Annotated in this window: 14 protein-coding genes; 6 read left to right on the top strand and 8 right to left on the bottom strand. The window is 64.9% G+C overall.

Annotated features, from left to right (window positions below):
• Nucleotides 1-9 precede the first annotated feature (9 nt).
• On the top strand, nt 10-1,311 hold the full coding sequence (locus tag MKK62_RS12600) for an acyltransferase family protein (protein ID WP_240260762.1): 1,302 nt from the start codon (nt 10-12) through the stop codon (nt 1,309-1,311).
• Between the two features lie 66 nt (nt 1,312-1,377).
• Here the strand turns inward: MKK62_RS12600 and MKK62_RS12595 are convergent, their stop codons facing one another.
• Nucleotides 1,378-3,534 carry an acyltransferase family protein gene (locus MKK62_RS12595; protein WP_240260763.1) on the bottom strand — a complete coding sequence of 719 codons (2,157 nt, stop codon included), beginning with the start codon at nt 3,532-3,534 and terminating at the stop codon, nt 1,378-1,380.
• Nucleotides 3,535-3,822: 288 nt separating this feature from the next.
• Here MKK62_RS12595 and MKK62_RS12590 point away from each other — a divergent pair, with 288 nt between their 5' ends.
• A complete protein-coding gene (locus tag MKK62_RS12590; protein WP_240260764.1) occupies nt 3,823-5,550 on the top strand; it encodes a hypothetical protein in 1,728 nt (575 codons plus the stop codon).
• A 50-nt stretch (nt 5,551-5,600) separates the two neighbouring features.
• Here MKK62_RS12590 and MKK62_RS12585 read toward each other — a convergent pair whose 3' ends face one another.
• Genes MKK62_RS12585 through fgd form a run of 3 tightly spaced genes read right to left on the bottom strand, consistent with a single transcriptional unit; the run spans nt 5,601 to nt 9,934 of the window.
• The gene (locus MKK62_RS12585) at nt 5,601-6,749 is read right to left on the bottom strand and encodes an acetate kinase (RefSeq protein WP_240260765.1); all 1,149 of its coding nucleotides are present in this window, start codon (nt 6,747-6,749) and stop codon (nt 5,601-5,603) included.
• Between the two features lie 45 nt (nt 6,750-6,794).
• Complete coding sequence (gene pta / locus MKK62_RS12580; protein ID WP_240260766.1) at nt 6,795-8,915, bottom strand: phosphate acetyltransferase; 2,121 nt, start codon at nt 8,913-8,915, stop codon at nt 6,795-6,797.
• An 8-nt stretch (nt 8,916-8,923) separates the two neighbouring features.
• Complete coding sequence (gene fgd / locus MKK62_RS12575) at nt 8,924-9,934, bottom strand: glucose-6-phosphate dehydrogenase (coenzyme-F420) (RefSeq protein WP_240260767.1); 1,011 nt, start codon at nt 9,932-9,934, stop codon at nt 8,924-8,926.
• Nucleotides 9,935-9,990: 56 nt separating this feature from the next.
• Between fgd and MKK62_RS12570 the strand changes: the two genes are divergently transcribed.
• From MKK62_RS12570 to MKK62_RS12555, 4 genes are all read left to right on the top strand, one after another.
• Nucleotides 9,991-10,731, top strand: coding sequence for an MBL fold metallo-hydrolase (locus MKK62_RS12570; protein WP_240260768.1), 741 nt, complete (start codon nt 9,991-9,993; stop codon nt 10,729-10,731).
• Nucleotides 10,732-10,959: 228 nt separating this feature from the next.
• A complete protein-coding gene (locus MKK62_RS12565; RefSeq protein ID WP_240260769.1) occupies nt 10,960-11,349 on the top strand; it encodes a heme-binding protein in 390 nt (129 codons plus the stop codon).
• A gap of 140 nt (nt 11,350-11,489) precedes the next feature.
• The gene (locus tag MKK62_RS12560; RefSeq protein ID WP_240260770.1) at nt 11,490-11,687 is read left to right on the top strand and encodes an antitoxin Phd; all 198 of its coding nucleotides are present in this window, start codon (nt 11,490-11,492) and stop codon (nt 11,685-11,687) included.
• A complete protein-coding gene (locus tag MKK62_RS12555) occupies nt 11,684-12,061 on the top strand; it encodes a type II toxin-antitoxin system death-on-curing family toxin (RefSeq protein WP_240260771.1) in 378 nt (125 codons plus the stop codon). Before MKK62_RS12560 ends, MKK62_RS12555 begins: the two co-directional genes overlap by 4 nt.
• Nucleotides 12,062-12,240: 179 nt before the next feature.
• Here MKK62_RS12555 and MKK62_RS12550 read toward each other — a convergent pair whose 3' ends face one another.
• Genes MKK62_RS12550 through MKK62_RS12535 form a run of 4 tightly spaced genes read right to left on the bottom strand, consistent with a single transcriptional unit; the run spans nt 12,241 to nt 16,314 of the window.
• Nucleotides 12,241-13,587: an NtaA/DmoA family FMN-dependent monooxygenase gene (locus tag MKK62_RS12550; protein ID WP_240260772.1), complete on the bottom strand. Its 1,347-nt coding sequence runs from the start codon at nt 13,585-13,587 to the stop codon at nt 12,241-12,243.
• Nucleotides 13,584-14,705: an LLM class flavin-dependent oxidoreductase gene (locus tag MKK62_RS12545; RefSeq protein WP_240260773.1), complete on the bottom strand. Its 1,122-nt coding sequence runs from the start codon at nt 14,703-14,705 to the stop codon at nt 13,584-13,586. The genes MKK62_RS12550 and MKK62_RS12545 overlap by 4 nt, the downstream gene beginning before the upstream one ends.
• Nucleotides 14,702-15,811, bottom strand: coding sequence for an LLM class flavin-dependent oxidoreductase (locus MKK62_RS12540; RefSeq protein WP_240260774.1), 1,110 nt, complete (start codon nt 15,809-15,811; stop codon nt 14,702-14,704). The genes MKK62_RS12545 and MKK62_RS12540 overlap by 4 nt, the downstream gene beginning before the upstream one ends.
• Complete coding sequence (locus MKK62_RS12535; RefSeq protein WP_240260775.1) at nt 15,808-16,314, bottom strand: GNAT family N-acetyltransferase; 507 nt, start codon at nt 16,312-16,314, stop codon at nt 15,808-15,810. Before MKK62_RS12535 ends, MKK62_RS12540 begins: the two co-directional genes overlap by 4 nt.
• Between the last annotated feature and the right edge of the window lie 43 nt (nt 16,315-16,357).

The raw sequence follows: 16,357 nt of genomic DNA, 5'->3' as shown, positions 1-16,357 counted from the left end.
GGTCGACCGGTGATCGCGGCAGCCGCAACTCATTTCAGAAAGGGGTGTCGTCCTATGGCATCAGCCCCCGTGGTAACGACGACCGACGCCTCGCCGTCCCGAGCGGCCGCTTCGCCGCGGGCCGGGGTCTTCGCTCACAATCCCTCGCTCGACGGTTTGCGCGCGATCGCAGTGTTGTTGGTCGTCATCGAACACGCCAGCGTCATGCTGCTGGCGCGGAACTCGTGGTTGGTTTTCGGCCGCGTCGGTGTGGGCATCTTTTTTGTGCTGTCGGGTTACCTGATCACGTCGCTGCTGCTGGGCGAGCGTGAGCATCGGGGGCGGATTAGCCTGCGGGACTTCTACATTCGACGAGCACTGAGGATCTGGCCGCTGTACTACGCTGTGCTGTTACTCCAGCTAATCGTACTGCTTCACGTTGACTCGCTGCCCTGGGGCGAGATGTGGGTGTCCACCGACTCGTCTAAATACTCTGCCTTCGGCCATGTGTGGTGGTCCTACCTGATATTCGCGCAGAACTACTTCTCCGATGTGCGTCATTATGTGACCCTTGGCCTCGGCGTGTACTGGTCGCTTGCCATCGAGGAGCAGTACTACCTCGTCTGGCCTTTGATCCTTATCGCCTTGACCAGTAGCCGGGTGCGCTGGCGGTGGGCTGTGCCGGCCTTCCTTCTCGGCGCGATCGCATTGTCGTTCATCCTGCGCGCGTTGACAATTGAGGGCCACCTCCGCGCGACCGGTGGCGGCGTCGAGTGGATGACACACACGAATATCTTTGGCCTGGCGGTGGGGTCGCTGTTGGCGTGGAGCCGCTGGGATCGCATTCGGCACGGCGGACCGGCACGCGGCGGCGGTGGTTTCGGCGCGACCCTCGCCTGGGTCACCGTCGCAGCACTCGTACTGAGCCGGACGTTTCCTGCGGTGCTTGCTGGTTGGGAGATCAAGCTGCCATATTTCGACTACTACGACCCGCTTCTGCTCTCCGTCGCCACGGCAGCGATCATCGACTACGTTGCGGCGGGGGGAGCGATCTGGTCGCCGCTGCGGTGGTGGCCGATGGTCCACATCGGACGCGTGTCCTACGGCATGTATCTGCTCCACCCGCTCGTCCTGGGTGTTGCTGTCCACGTCAGCTCAAAGGAGAACCGCTCGGGCTGGGTCGCGCTGGGCGTCTTCCTCATCGCGACTGTCGGAGTGGCTACGGCGTCGTATGAGTTGTTTGAGAAGAGGATTTTGCGTCTTAAGCGGCGCTTCTCGCATGTCCCGTCGAGAGGAACCGAGCCGCCACCACCGCTGCTCCAACGTACATAGTTAACTGCTGTCTAACTAGTTGTGGCTGTGACTGCGACAGGCAGTCCCAGCGATGTATGCAGTGCGTTAGCCGCCGGCTAGCGTGCGGTCGGTAAGCGTGGCGAGTACCGGCGCCATTAGCCCGGCATACTCCAACGTCAGGTGACTCTCGTTGAAGTGGACCAGTGTGTTGCCGACGATCACCGGGCAGCGCTCCGCCGTGCAGAAGAGGTCGGTCACGTCGGCGTATTGACCGCCGCCAGCCTCGACGGCGGCTTTCTCTGCGGCGATGAGCGAATCGTTCACTGCGGCTGACCGCAGCGGCGAGCAGGCCGTCGCATTATCCAGGTGCTGGGCAAGGCAATCCGGCGGCGATAAGTGCGGATCTGGGATGGGGCCGAGCACCAGGACCCTTGCCCCGGTGCCGCGTAGCTGCCGCATGAAGCGAGTGATGCTATCGGTCCATGCGGCGTCCGTCGGCTCACGGTAGCCGCGCCGCACGGTGTATACGATCAGTTTCGGGTGCTCGGTCTGTAACCGCTCGATGATGCGAGCGCGCCATTGATCGCATTCAACGTATCTCCTGCCATGCGCGATGACGGGCAAATCCAGTACTGGGCAGCGTCCCTTGGTCAACATTTCCAGCCGCCAGCCTCGATCGGACGCGACTCGCTGGAATCCCGGCGTCCACATCGCCGCATTTGAGTCGCCGAGCAAGGCCACCGTGGTGGCCGAGGTTATGTCGGCCATCGCGCACTCGGGGTGCTCGACCTCCTTCGCATCGTTCAAGCAGCCGTCGTACAGCATGCGATCTTTCTCGGCTGCCGCATCGGCGAGTGCAGGGTCAAGATTTGACGGGACATCCTCCAAATCTGCAGATGCCGCGACCGCGGCCTGCACCTGCGCGTAAGCGCGCCGCACCGCGGCGTTGTACTGCTCGATGCTTCCACCCTCTAACGGCGGGGCGAGCTCCCCGTTGAGCGTTTGGGTTGCCATGCTGCGCCCGATAGGTGCGGGAATCACGACCATAGCCGCCACCGCCACGCAAGCCGCCAATGCCGTTGCGGCAGCGCCGACGGCAATGCTGGCGGCGGGCGAGCGGCGCAGCCGAGCGGCGTATCGCAACGGGTTTTCGACGAAACGCAGGGTCAGCATGGCCAGTCCGCCGGAAAATAGCACCGCCACCAACTTGCCAAACAGACCGAGAGGGTGCCCCAGCAATGCGGGTGCGATCACAAGCACGGGCCAGTGCCACAGATACCAGGAATACGACAGCCGTCCAATCGCCCGCATCGGCGCCCATGACAATATCCGCCCGCAACCCCGCAATGATCCCGAACAGCCAGCACCTATCACCAGCACCGTGCCCAGCATCGGCAACAAAGCGGCCATACCGGGATAAGGCATTGTCGTCCTCAACTGGTTGCAGGACAACACAATCAAGGCAAAACCGGCCCAGCTTGTCATCGTGGCAGCGAAAGCCGGCAGCCGGCCCCATTGGGTAGCGGTGAAAGCTATGAGCGCGCCGATGGCGAGGTCCCAGGCCCGCGTTTGCAGCGAAAAGTACGCCATCGGAGGCGTCCAGTAACTCTCCACCAACGACACCGCGAACGACCCGCCCGCGATCACGACGATGACGACTAGATACGGGAGCTTGGGGAACCCCGTGTGTGCGCCGCCGCGCCGCCGCGCACGCGCACGCACGACGAGCCAAGTCGTGACGGCAAGTATGACCGGCCAAAGCAGGTAGAACTGTTCCTCAACACCGAGAGTCCAGTAGTGCTGAAAAGGAGATGGGGGCCGGTCAGCGGCGAAGTAGTCGACGCCCTGCAGAGCGAAGCGGTAATTGCCTACATAAAGGGCGCACGCAATGCCGTCAACAAAAACGTTCTGATTCTCTAACGGAGGCAACCAAATTGCCGACGCAATCACCGTGGCAACGCCCACTAGGGCCGACACCGGCAGCAATCGTCGAGCCCTACCCGCGTAGAACTTCCGGAGTCGAATAGCGCCCGAGCCTTTTACCTCTTTCCAGAGCTGCCCGGTGATGACGAATCCCGAGATGATGAAGAAGATGTCTGGGCCGACGAACCCGCCGCCGACACCGGGCATATCAACATGAAAAAGAAGAATGGCCAACAGGGTGACTCCGCGCAGGCCCTCGATGTCGGTGCGAAATTTCGGCGCCGGGGCGCGCTCGTCCCGCACCTGTTGCACAGGGCTCACGCTGTCAACCTGAGACATGCTTACCTTCTTCACAGCTTGGTGGGTCGATCTAAAATACCGCTAGCCTTAAGGCCCGTTCGTGATTTCCGATGGTCTTTTAGTACGTTGCGAGGCTGATTCCGCCTGTGGCACTGCATCTTTACGGTGCAGAAGGATAAGGGAAATAACCCCGCCCGCATCTCTATCAGATGAAATGTTGCATAGGCACGAAGCGGAAAGTTTCTATGCCAAATCGCTACATGCTTAGGCAAATCTCAGCTACAGTGCGTCCGACAAGTCGGATACAACGTCCGAAGAAAGGACGTCATGGAACACGCCTCCCGCCCCGCCATCGCCACCGGTATTGCCCTGGTCAGCGCCGCCCTGATCGGAGTCGTGCCGTCGACGACTACGGGGCCGGCCGACATCCAGCACCGGCTGGTGCAGCTCACTACTGCCGGCGAGATCAACTTCCCCGAGGTCGACTGGAACGACCTCGTCGCCAACACCACCGCCAACTGGAACGGCCTGGTCGAGATGTACGACCACACCACCGCCATCTACTCGCTACCCGAGGCGGTCTACACCCAAGGCCTGACGCAGGTGTTCAACGACCTCTCGACGGACGTGCAGGAGTTGGCGAAGTACTCCGCGCAGCTCTCGGCTTACAACGCAGCAGTCGCGGCGCAACTCGGCGAGCTGAACCCGACCGGTCCCCTCCCACCGATCCCCACCTTCCCGGACCTCTACAACGACCCGGTGCTCAACCCGGTGTCGGCGCTGACCTTGCTCATACACAACGGCCTCGCCTCGAGTTTCGGCACCAACGCGCTTACGGTCGGCGCGACCGGCATCTACCAGAACATGCTGCCGTCCATCAACGACATCAAGACTGAATTCAGCGACATAACAACGCAACTGCAGAATTTCTTCACCGGCGGCACCTTCTCGGCAAGCGACGTCCAGACCGACTTGACCAACATCGGGACCGACTTCACCACGATCGAGAAGTTCCTGTCGCTGGCCCCCACCACGCTCCTGAATGACTACCTCAACGGCTATCAAATACAGTCGGCCAGCCCGGACCCGCTTGCCAACGCTGTCCCCGGCATCGGTGATGCGTACACGCTGAACGCGCCCTTCACCTCTGCCACGAACGTCGCGATCACACCCTATTTCGGTCTGCTTACCAACCCCTACGCCGAATTCACCACCAACACGAGCGGCTTCGGCGACGGAACGTCATCGACGTTCCTGGGTAGCGCGCCGCTCGAAACCGGCACGCTCGCAGCGCTATTGCAGTCCGAGCAGACACTCTCCGACGAGCTGCTGACGGTGACGTCGACGGTCCCCGGCAGTGGGGTGACGGCTCCGGATCCGACCGGGATCCTGACCATCTTGGGCCCAGACACGTTGAACCTGGACGTCAACCTCGACAACCTTCCGGTGATCGGCCCTGTGCTCGATCTGCTCAACGACACCGTCATTCCCGGCATCAATGGAGCCCTGACCACGGCCGTGAACGTGACGAACGAAGCCATCGGCGTCGCGAACACCGCCATCAACGGCCTCAGCGGAGTCATCAACGACACCGTCAACCCGTTCATCTCCGCGATCGACGCTGTTGCAGGCACGTTCGGCCTGCCGACGATCAGCCCTGTGACCGTCAGCATCCCCAGCGTTCCGACGATCCCGACCTCGGACATCCCGTCCATCGGCACGATCGACACGCAGATAGACACCAGCTACGACTTGCCCGACGTCACCGAGCCCGGCGTTCCCGCCTACGTCATGGACCTGGCGCACAACGAAATGGCGATTCTGGGAAGTCTCGCCAACCTGGCCGCCCCGGTCACGGGCACGGTCAGCAGCGCGGAATTCGGCAACTTCCTCGCACCTGACGCGTTCATGAACCTCGGCACCATTTTCGACCAGTCGATCGCCACCCTGCTCGACATCATCCCGAACGATCCGATTCAGCTCACAGCTACGCTGCCGCTCGACTGGGCGAACCTGGTGGCCGAGAGCCTGCAGAACATCTTTACCGCTCCCTGATCCGGAGAAGGCGGAGCACTCCGGCGTACCCCGCGCCGGAGTGCTTCGCGTTATGCCTCTATTGCGATCAGGCAGTCGCGGGCGATCGCCAACTCTTCGTTGGTCGGAACGACCAGCACCGCCACCGACGAGTCATCGGTGGAGATGCGCCGAGCCCCATTGGCGGGCTGAGCATTTCGGTCTTCGTCGATTTCGATACCCAGGCCCTGCAGTCCCCGCAAGGCGTCCAGACGCACTGCGGCGGCGTTCTCGCCGACGCCGGCAGTGAAGCTGATGACATCGGTGCGGCCCAGGATCGCCAGGTATCCGCCGACGTATTTGCGGAGCCGATGGATGAACACGTCGTAGGCCAATTGCGCTGTGCTATCGCCCGATTCGATTCGCTGGCGCAGCGCGCGGAAATCCCGCTCACCGGCCAACCCGAGCAGCCCGGAATGACGATTGAGCATCACCTCGGTGTCCTCGATGCTCATGTCGGCCTCACGGCACAGATAACCGATGATGCCCGGATCGATGTCACCGCTGCGGGTACCCATCACCAGACCCTCCAACGGAGTCAAACCCATCGACGTGTCGACGGGTCGGCCACCGGCGATCGCCGACGCCGAGGCACCGTTACCCAGATGCAGGACAATCTGATTCGCGCGGTCCCACCGCAGCCCCAGGAATTCCGCGGCCTGTTCGCTGACGTAGCGATGCGAGGTGCCGTGGAAGCCATACCTGCGGATGTGCCACTTCTGCGCGAGTTCCCGGTCGATCGCATAGGTCGCCGCGGCGGCCGGCATGTCGTGGAAGAACGCGGTGTCGAACACCGCGACATGCGGCACGTCCGGCAGCATCCTGCGGGCGACGTCGATGCCATCCAGCGCCGGTGGGTTGTGCAGCGGGGCGAGCATCGACAGGTGCTTCAATCGCGCGATCACCGCGTCGTCGATGACGGTCGGCCGGTAGAAGACCGCTCCGCCGTGCACCACGCGGTGTCCCACCGCAACTAGCCCACACGTCTTCAGGTCGATGCCGTCGGCAGACAGCGCCTCGAACGCCGCCTGCAGCGCCGCGCCGTGATCGGCGACCGACGACGAGGGTTCGCCGATTTGCTCGATCGTTCCGTCCGCAAGCGACTTGCCCGAGTCCGGTTCGATCAGTTGATATTTCAGCGACGACGACCCGGCGTTGAGCACCAAGACTGTGTCAGTCACCGCCGCTCCTCCTCATCGCTCCGCTCTGAATCGTCGCCGGCGGGCTCACTCATGCTGGGCCTGAATCGCCGTAATCGCCACGGTGTTGACGATGTCTTCGACCAGGGCACCGCGCGACAGGTCGTTCACCGGCTTGTTCAACCCCTGCAACACCGGACCGATCGCGATCGCCCCCGCGCTGCGCTGCACCGCCTTGTAGGCGTTGTTGCCGGCGTTGAGGTCGGGGAAGATCAGCACGGTGGCTTTGCCGGCCACCGGCGAGTCGCGCAGCTTGGTGGCCGCCACCGAGGGCTCGACGGCGGCGTCGTACTGGATCGGACCTTCGACCAGCAGCTCCGGCGCCCGGCTGCGCACCAGTTGAGTTGCCTCCCTGACCTTGTCGACGTCGGCGCCAGTCCCGGACTCCCCTGTCGAATAGGACAGCATCGCCACCCGAGGTTCGATACCGAACTGCGCCGCGGTCTGCGCCCCGCTGATCGCGATGTCGGCGAGCTGTTCGACGGTCGGGTCGGGAACGATCGCGCAGTCGCCGTATGCCAGCACCTGATCGGGCAAGCACATCAAGAAGACGCTGGACACCGTCGAAATGCCTGGCGCGGTGCGGATGATCTCGAACGCCGGCCGAACGGTGTGGGCGGTGGTGTGCGATGCGCCGGACACCATCCCGTCGACCCTGCCGGTGTGCACCAGCATCGTGCCGAAGTACGACACGTCGTGCATGATCTCGCGGGCCTGCTCGACGGTGACGCCCTTCTTGGCCCGCAACCGGGCGTACTGCTCGGCGAACTCGTCGCACAGCTCGCTGGTGCGCGGATCGTAAACCGTTGCGTCGTCGAGATTCACGCCGAGCTCGGCCGCGCGGGCGCGGACTTGCTTCTCGTCGCCGAGGATGGTCAGATCCGCGATGCCGCGCTGCAGCACGCGGCCCGCCGACTTCAAGATTCGGTCGTCGTCTCCCTCGGGCAGCACGATGCGCTTGCGATCCGAGCGTGCCCGCTCGCGCAGCTGGTACGTGAACATCTGCGGCGTCGTGACTTTGGGGATCGGAATCGCCAACTGCGCCAACAGGTCAGCGAGGTCGACGTGGCTCTCGATCAATTGCAGCGCGGTATCGATCTTTCGTTGTGAGGTCGCGGTGACCCGGCCGCGGGTCGACCCGACCGCGGTGGCGGTGTCGAAGGTTCCCAGCGTGGTGGCGACGATCGGCAACCGCAGCCGCAGGCCGGCCACCAGCGCGCCCACCGACCGGTGCAACTCGAATCCGCCGTTGAGGATGATGCACGCTAACGACGGAAACCCTTCGGCGGCGTGGGCACTCGCTACCGCAAGCACCACGTCCGAGCGGTCCCCCGGCGTGACGACCGCCGCAGCCTCCTCCAACCGCTCGAGCACGTGGTCGGCCGTCATGCCGGCGACCACCACGCTCAGTACCTCACGGTTCATCAGCGCGTCGTCGCCGGCCACCACGGTGCCGTTCACGGCTGCCTGCAGGTCGGCGACCGTCGGCGCGACCAGCAGCGGCTCGTCGGGAACCGCGTAGGTCTTCGGGGCCAGCGGACGAAGCGCATCTGCAATCGCATTCAATTGCGTTGGCTCGCAACGGTTTGCGATCACGGCGGCGGTATGGGCATGCTGCGCGCTCAACTCGGCCAGGCAAACCTCGACGGCGTGCACCACCTGTTCGGGGCTGCGATCCTTGGCGCGGACGGCCAATACCACCGGCGCGCCGAGGTTGACTGCGATGCGCGCATTGAGGCCCAGCTCGGCGGGACTGGCGACATCCGTGTAGTCGCTGCCGACGATGACGACCGCATCGCAGTCGTCGGCCATCGCGTGGTACCGCTCGACGATGTCGTCGATGGCGCCGTCACGGTCGGCATGCAGCCGCTGGTAGTCGACACCGATGCAGCGCTCGTAGGGCACGCCCGCGGTGGCCTGCGCCAAAAGCAAGTCGAGGATGTAATCGCGGGAATCGCTGGAGTTTGATGGCGTCGACCCGCCGCGCCCGACTTCGTCGGGCTTGCGATCGCCGACGGAAGCACGCGTAATCGGCCGGAACACACCCACTTTGGCGACGGTGGCGGCCAGCCGGTGCAGAATCCCCAGCGCAATCGCGGACTTGCCGGTATCCCCTTCCGGCGCCGCGATGTAAATACCGGCGGGCACGCTGCGTTTCAGCCCAGCCGTCGCAGCCGGGGCTCGAGATCCTTCTGGAACAGCTCCAAGAACCGGCGCTGGTCATGGCCGGGCGCATGGAACACCAGGTGGTTCAGGCCCCAGTCGACGTAGTCCTTGACCTTGGCGACGGCCTCGTCGGGATCCGACGCCACGATCCACCGCTTCGCGACCTGCTCGATCGGCAGCTCGTCGGCGGCCTTCTCCATCTCCAGCGGGTCGTGGATGCTGGTCTTCTGCTCGGCCGTCAACGACAGCGGCGCCCAGAACCGGGTGTTCTCCAGCGCAAGCTCCGGGTCGGTGTCATACGAGATCTTGATCTCGATCATCCGGTCGACGTCGTCGGGATTCTTGCCCGCGGCCTCGGCGCCTTCCCGCATGGCCGGAATCAACTTGTCCTTGTAGAGCTCTTCGCCCTTGCCCGAGGTGCAGATGAATCCGTCGCCCGCGCGGCCCGCGTACTTGGCCACCTGCGGACCACCCGCGGCGATGTAGATCGGCACACCGCCCTCAGGCACGTCGTAGATCGAGGCGCCCTTGGTCTTGTAGTACTCGCCGTCGAAGTCGACCCGATCACCGAGCCAAAGCTCACGCATCAGCCGGACCGACTCGCGCAGCCGCGCGTAGCGCTCCTTGAATTCCGGCCACTCCCCCTCGTAACCGGTGGCGATCTCGTTGAGCGACTCACCGGTACCGACGCCGAGGAAGATCCGGTCGGGGTACAGGCACGCCATAGTGGCGAACGCCTGCGCGATCACGGCCGGGTTGTAGCGAAACGTCGGCGTCAGCACCGACGTGCCGAGCTGCAACCGCTTGGTGCGCTCACCGACCGCCGTCATCCAGGCCAGCGAGAACGGCGCATGCCCGCCCTCGTGACGCCACGGCTGGAAGTGGTCGCTGACCGTTGCGCTGTCCATGCCGTGCTCTTCGGCGGCGACCGCCAGCTCGACGAGTTCGCGCGGCGCAAACTGTTCCGCCGACGCCTTGTATCCAAGTTTGAGTTCAGCCACGATGTCGTTTCTACTCCACCTTTGTTGCGGGTGACCCGCTGCATAGACTTCGGGGCATGGCAGCGGTGTTGAAAGCAGTCACCGAACACGTGCACCTCGCTCAAGGTGGCGCCGTCAACTGGACGCTGGTCACCGATGAACGTGGGGTCCTGCTGATCGACGCCGGTTACCCCGGTGATCGCGACAACGTGCTGGCGACGCTGAGCCAGCTCGGCTATCAACCCGGCGACGTGCGCGCGATCCTGCTGACGCACGCTCACATCGACCACCTGGGCTCGGCGATCTGGTTCGCCAAGACCCACGGCACACCGGTGTACTGCCACGCCGACGAGGTGGGCCACGCCAAGCGGGAGTACCTCGAGCAGGCGTCACCGATCGACGTCGCGATGAACATCTGGCGACCCCGCTGGGCGCGGTGGACCGTGCACCTCGTGCGTGACGGCGGGTTGAGCCGCGAGGGAATCCCGACCACGCAGCCGCTGACCGCCGACGTGGCCGCGGGGTTGCCCGGTTCCCCGATGGCGATTCCGACCCCGGGCCACACCGGTGGCCACTGCTCGTATCTGGTCGACGGGGTGCTGGTCAGTGGCGACGCATTGGTCACCGGCCACCCGTTGCTCACCAAAAGCGGTCCGCAGTTGCTGCCCGAGTTGTTCAGCCACGACCAGGAGGGGTGCATCCGCAGCCTGGCCGCGCTGGCGCTGCTCGACACCGAGATTCTCGTGCCGGGCCATGGCGACCTGTGGCGCGGCCCGATCCGCGAGGCCACCCAACAGGCGACCGCGCTAGCCCGGTAGCGGGTCACGATCGGGTCACGGCCGATTCAGAATTCTTTAAGGGACGCTCCCGTGGTTTAAGAAATCGGTCCCGAATTCGGCCTCAAACGCCACATTTTTCACAGTGCGAGCCGAAACGGTGCTCTAGCAACGATTTCCGGTCATTTGCGCACTCCGCACTTCACGTACTTTGGTGTCAGGTCCTCGGCAACCTGTACTCACAGTGCGACCTTCAAGGAAAAACACATCATGAAATTCAGTGCTACATCCGCGCGTCGAAACACCGTCGGAGGCATGGTGCTCGCCGGCTTGGCCGCCAGCGCGATTGCCGCGCCGGTCGCCTCGGCGGCACCGGACTGCAGCCCCGCGGGCGTGTCCAACACGGTCAGCTCGGTCACCGGCTCGGCCAGTCAGTACCTGGGCGGACACCCGGGTGCCAACGCCGTCGTATCGGCTGCCCGCAACGAGCCCCGCGGCCAAGCCGCCACCGACGTGCGCAATTACTTCACCGCGCATCCGCAGGAATACTTCGAGTTACGAGGCATTCTCGCTCCGATCGGTGACACCGAGCGTCAGTGCAACACCACCGTGCTGTCGCCGGATCTGCAGTCGGCCTACAACGAGTTCATGGCCGGCTAGCTAGTTGGCTGCGCCCGGCTACCTCGGAACAACCGGACGTTCCGGTAGCCGGGCGCTTTCATTCATCCCTATTCGGCCTTCGGAGAATTCGCAACGTGCAGGTACCATCGTGGTACCTAATACCGAGATGAGGTGCACGAGTGCCGGCGTTGAACATCCAATTCACGGACGACGAGCTGGCGCGCGTCCGCACAGCGGCCAGTCGCAATGGTAAGGCGCTCAAGCCGTTTGCACGCGATGCGATCTTGGCCGCGGCCGACGCCCGTGCCGCGCGCGTCACCGAGGCGTTCGAGTACGTAACTGCTCGGTCGACTGAACTCAACCGCCGTCTCGCGTGATCTTCTACCTCGAACGCGACGACGTTGTCGTCGGTGGAAGCATCGCTTGCGGCTTCTCGCTCGCTGTCTCCGACGAGGGGCTGCTCCAATCGGCTGTCGCTCGGCCGCAGACGAGCGTGATGGGTGACGACGCCTACCCGACGCTCTGGGATAAGGCTGCCGCACTGCTGCATTCGCTGGCGCGGAATTACGCATTTGTCGATGGCAACAAGCGAACCGCGTGGGCCTCGGCGTGGGCTTTCCTTCGCCTCAACGGGATCGACCTGCCGGATGCCTACGACGTCGACTACGCGGAGCAATTGGTGCTGACGGCGGCTGTGGGTGACGTCGACTGGCCAAAGATTGCCGACGGCCTACGCGCTCTGGCGGGATAAACGTCGAGCGCCAGTCACACAAGCCACAGCTGCACCTGCTCCCCGGACGCACTCGTTTCGGGAAAAGTGACCACATGCGATATCACCAGTCGGGCCTGCCGGTCGGGTGATATCGCATGTGCGTCGAAAACGAAAAAGCATTACCTACCCGCTGACGGGACTCCTGAGTCTGTTGTGAATCAACGGTTCTCGGTAAGCCCGAGGTGGTCCCGCAATGTGGTGCCGCGATATTCGGTGCGGAACCCGAATCTTTCCTGCAAAACGGGCACCACCCTGTCGACGAAGTCGTCGAGACCGTGCGGCGTCAGGTGCGGGACGAAGATGAACCCGTCGCAGGCATCGGCTTGGACGTAGCGGTCGATCTCCGCGGCGACATGTTCGGGCGTTCCGACGAATTGCTCTCGGCTGGATACCGCGATGATCAGCTCGCGGATCGACAGGTTCTGGGCTGAAGCGCGTTCGCGGTAGCGGCGGGCCACCTCGACCGGGTCGCCGTGCCGGACGCGGCCCTGCGTGATGCTGGTGTCGCCGCTCGGGTCGTCCTTGGGTAGCGGACCGTCCGGGTCGTAGTCGGAAAGGTCACGGCCCCAGACCTGTTCGAGCATCGCGATGGCCGTCGGCCCGCTGACCTGCTGGCGCCTGATGTGGCGTGCTCGATCGTCGGCCTCGGCGACGGTGTCGCCGAGCACGAACGTCGCTGCGGGCAAGACCTTCAGCTCGTCGGCATCTCGCCCAAACGAGGCCGCGCGGCCTTTGACGTCGGCGTAGTAGCGCTGCCCGTCCTCGAGCGATCCGTGCAGCGTGAACAACGCGTCGGCGTAGCGCGCACCGAAGTTGCGTCCGTCGTGAGAGTCGCCGGCCTGCAACAGGATTGGATGTCCTTGCGGCCGGCTGGGCAGCGTCGCCACCCCGCGTACGTCGAACTGCGGGCCGTGATGTTCGACGACCGCGACCCGGTCGGGATCGACGTAAGTCCCGGCGTCGAGGTCGGCCCGCACGGCGTCGGCCGCCCAACTATCCCAAAACTCGCGGGCCACCGTGAGGAACTCCTCGGCTCGCGCGTAACGGTCTGCGTGGTCGAGAAAGCCGCCGCGCCGGAAGTTCTCGCCGGTGAAGGCATCCGACGAGGTGACGATGTTCCAGCCGGCACGGCCGTCCGACAGGTGATCGAGCGTGGCGAATTGCCGCGCCACTTCGAAGGGTTCGTTGAAGGTGGTGTTGATCGTCCCGGTCAGGCCGAGCCGGTCGGTGACCGCCGCGAGAGCCGCCAGCACGGTGAACGTGTCGGGTCGACCCACCACGTCGAGGTCGTAGATCTGACCGCGATGCTCGCGCAGGCGCAGACCTTCGGCGAGGAAGAAGAAGTCGAACAGGCCCCGCTCGGCGGTGCGGGCCATGTGTACGAACGATTCGAACGCGATCTGGCTACCCGACTGTGGGTCACTCCACACCGTGGTGCTGTTGACCCCCGGGAAATGCGCGGCCAGGTGAATGGTCTTGCGATGCTTGCCTTCCCGGACACTCATCGCCTGATGCCCCAGCGAGTGGCGAGCAGTTCGTGGGAGCGCAACCGGGCCCGGTGGTCGTGGGTCACCGATGTCACGACAAGTTCGTCGGCGCCGCTCAGACGTTGCAGCGCGTCCAGCCGCTCGGCGACCTCTTCCACGTCACCGACGAACTGTGTCTCCAACCGGTCCTTGACCACCGGCAGCTGCTGCTCGGTGACCGGCTTGGCGTCGGCGGGCGCCGGGTAGGGCACCGCGCCGACGCCGGTGCGGATCGAGTACACCCACTGCCCATAGCCCGAGGCGAGTTCCTGTGCGGTAGCGCTGTCTTCGGCGACGACGACGTCGGCGGACACCACGACGTAAGGCTCTTTCAAGGTCGCCGAGGGGACGAACGTGTCGCGGTAAGCCTCGATGGCTTCCAGCGCGGTGGCGGGCGTGATGTGGTAGCTGGCGACGAACGGTAAGCCGTGTGCGCCGGCCAGTCGCCCGCTCTGCCCGCGGGTGCTGCCGAAGATCCACGGCGACAACCCCGACCGCTCCCCCGGTACCGCGTGCACCTCGAAACCGCTTGCCTTGTAGGTTCCTTCGAGCATCGCGAGTATGTCGCCCAACTGGTCCGCGAAGTCGGGAGCGACGGCCTGCGGCTGCTGGAGAATTTCCATCGTCGCCAGCACCCGCTCGGTGTCGAGCAGGCCCTTGAGGTCGAACGGCAGCGGAATCACCACGCCGTCGATTTCGCGCCACTGCCGGGGTGGACGATCTTTCGAAGACGGGTGCTTCGGCTTGAACCCGGTGTCGCGGCGCTGGCCCCGGCCCAGACCGAGATCGATGCGACCCGGGTAGAACGCCTCGAGCATCCCGAAGCTTTCGACCACGGCCGCCGGCGTGGTGTGTCCGAGCTGGACCGCGGCTGCCCCGACGCGAATGGTGTTGGTGGCAGCGGCGATCTGTCCGATCAGCACCGCCGGCGCGGAGCTGGCGACACCGACGAAGTGATGCTCGGCCACCCAGAATCGGCGATACCCCCACCGCTCGGCGTGCTGTGCGAGATCGATGGTGTTGCGCAGCGCCGTCGTCGCGTCACTGCCGGCGCTGATCGGCGACAAGTCCAGGATCGACAGCGGGACGTTGGTCATGACGTCGCCTCCTCATAGCGGTTGACTGCGACGGGCAGGCCGAGTCGTTGCCGTAGTGTTTCGCCCTTGGAGTATGCGGCGCGGAATCGGTTGGCCTGCTGCAACATTGGCACCACCTCGTCGACGATCATCGGTAGGTCCGTCGCATTGACCGCGGGTCGCAGTCGCACCCCGTCGACGCCGCGTTGTTGCCAGCCGAGCACCAGGTCGACCACGTCGGACGGATTGCCGTCGAAAATCATTGCATCCGAGCCGAATTCGGTGTCGCCACCGAAGGTCACCACCAGGTCGGCATAGACCTTGAGGTGCTGGCCCCCGGCCACCTTGATCTCGTCGATAATCGCGTCGAGCGAGGCGTCGTCGGTGGGCGTGATGAACACCAGATCGGCACTGCTTGCCGCGAACTCATAGATCCGCGGGCCGTGAGCGAGGGCTGCCACCACCGGTTGGCCCTGCGGCGGGCGGGGGGTGATCGAGGGTCCCTTCACCGAGAAGTACTTGCCGCGGAAATCGATGTAGTGCAACTTCGTTCGGTCGATATAACGCGCGGTCGCGACGTCGCGGATGATCGCGTCGTCTTCCCAGCTGTCCCAGAGACGACGCACCACCTCGACCGCGTCGGCCGCCTCGTCGAACAGGTCGTCGCCCGCAGTGGGGGCGCCGCGGCGGCCGAACAGGGCGGCCTCGTGCGCGGTCGAACTGACTCGTGGCTGCCAGCCGGCCCGCCCGTGCGAGATGTGGTCGAGGGTGGCGATGGCCTTGGACACGTGGAAGGGCTCGGTATGGGTGACCGTTGCCACCGGAATCAGCCCGATGTGCTTGGTGACCGGCGCGATTCGCGCGGCGACGAGCACCGCGTCGGCGCGGCCAGCCAGCCGTCGCGGGCTGATCGCCTCGCTGCGACCGGGCTGCGGCGTGAGCGCGTCGTCGATGGTGAGGAAGTCGAGCAGGCCGCGCTCGGCGGTGGCCGCCAAGCCGGCCCAATAACGCCCGCTGAGCACCGATTCCGTGCCGGGGTCGGCGGCGAGCGTGGTGCGCCACGCCTGCCGGTGCCAGCCGTAGCCGTCGAGCGCGACGCCGACGTGCAGGAGTTCCGGCCTCGTCACGTCAGATCCTTCGCGAAAGCGATCGGGAAAACCGGCCCGCGCGAGGGCAGCGGCTCCGACAGCCGGGTGTAGCCCGCCGCCTCGTACAACGCCTCGGCCTCGGGCTGCCGGTTACCCGTCGTCAGGTACACCCGGCGATAGCCCCGCTGGGCGATGACGGCTTCCAGTTCTTTCAACAGAGCCCTGGCATACCCGCTGCGGCGGTGCCGCCGGTCGGTCCAGATCCGCTTGAGCTCGGCGGTCTGCTCGTCGAATCGCTGGAACGCCCCGCCGGTCACGGTGATCCCGTCCACCGCACCGACCAGGAAGCCGCCGTCGGGCGGCGCGAATTCGGACGTCGGCACCGACCTCATCCAAGCCGTGACGGTCGGCAGGGTGGATTCGTAGCGCTGCGCGTACTCGACGGCCAGTTCGTCCAGCAGCGGCTGAGCCCTAGGATCGTCCGCGGTCACCGTTGTGAAACGGACCTGCTGCGGTGGAGCGGGTTGGCTGGGCTGGGGCATCACTACATCTCTAACGTCTCGCGAGGGGCCGCATTCCGGTGCG

This window comes from Mycobacterium paraterrae (assembly GCF_022430545.2).
In the GTDB taxonomy this organism is placed as follows: Bacteria; Actinomycetota; Actinomycetes; order Mycobacteriales; family Mycobacteriaceae; genus Mycobacterium; species Mycobacterium paraterrae.
This window is presented reverse-complemented; position numbering and strand designations above follow the sequence as displayed.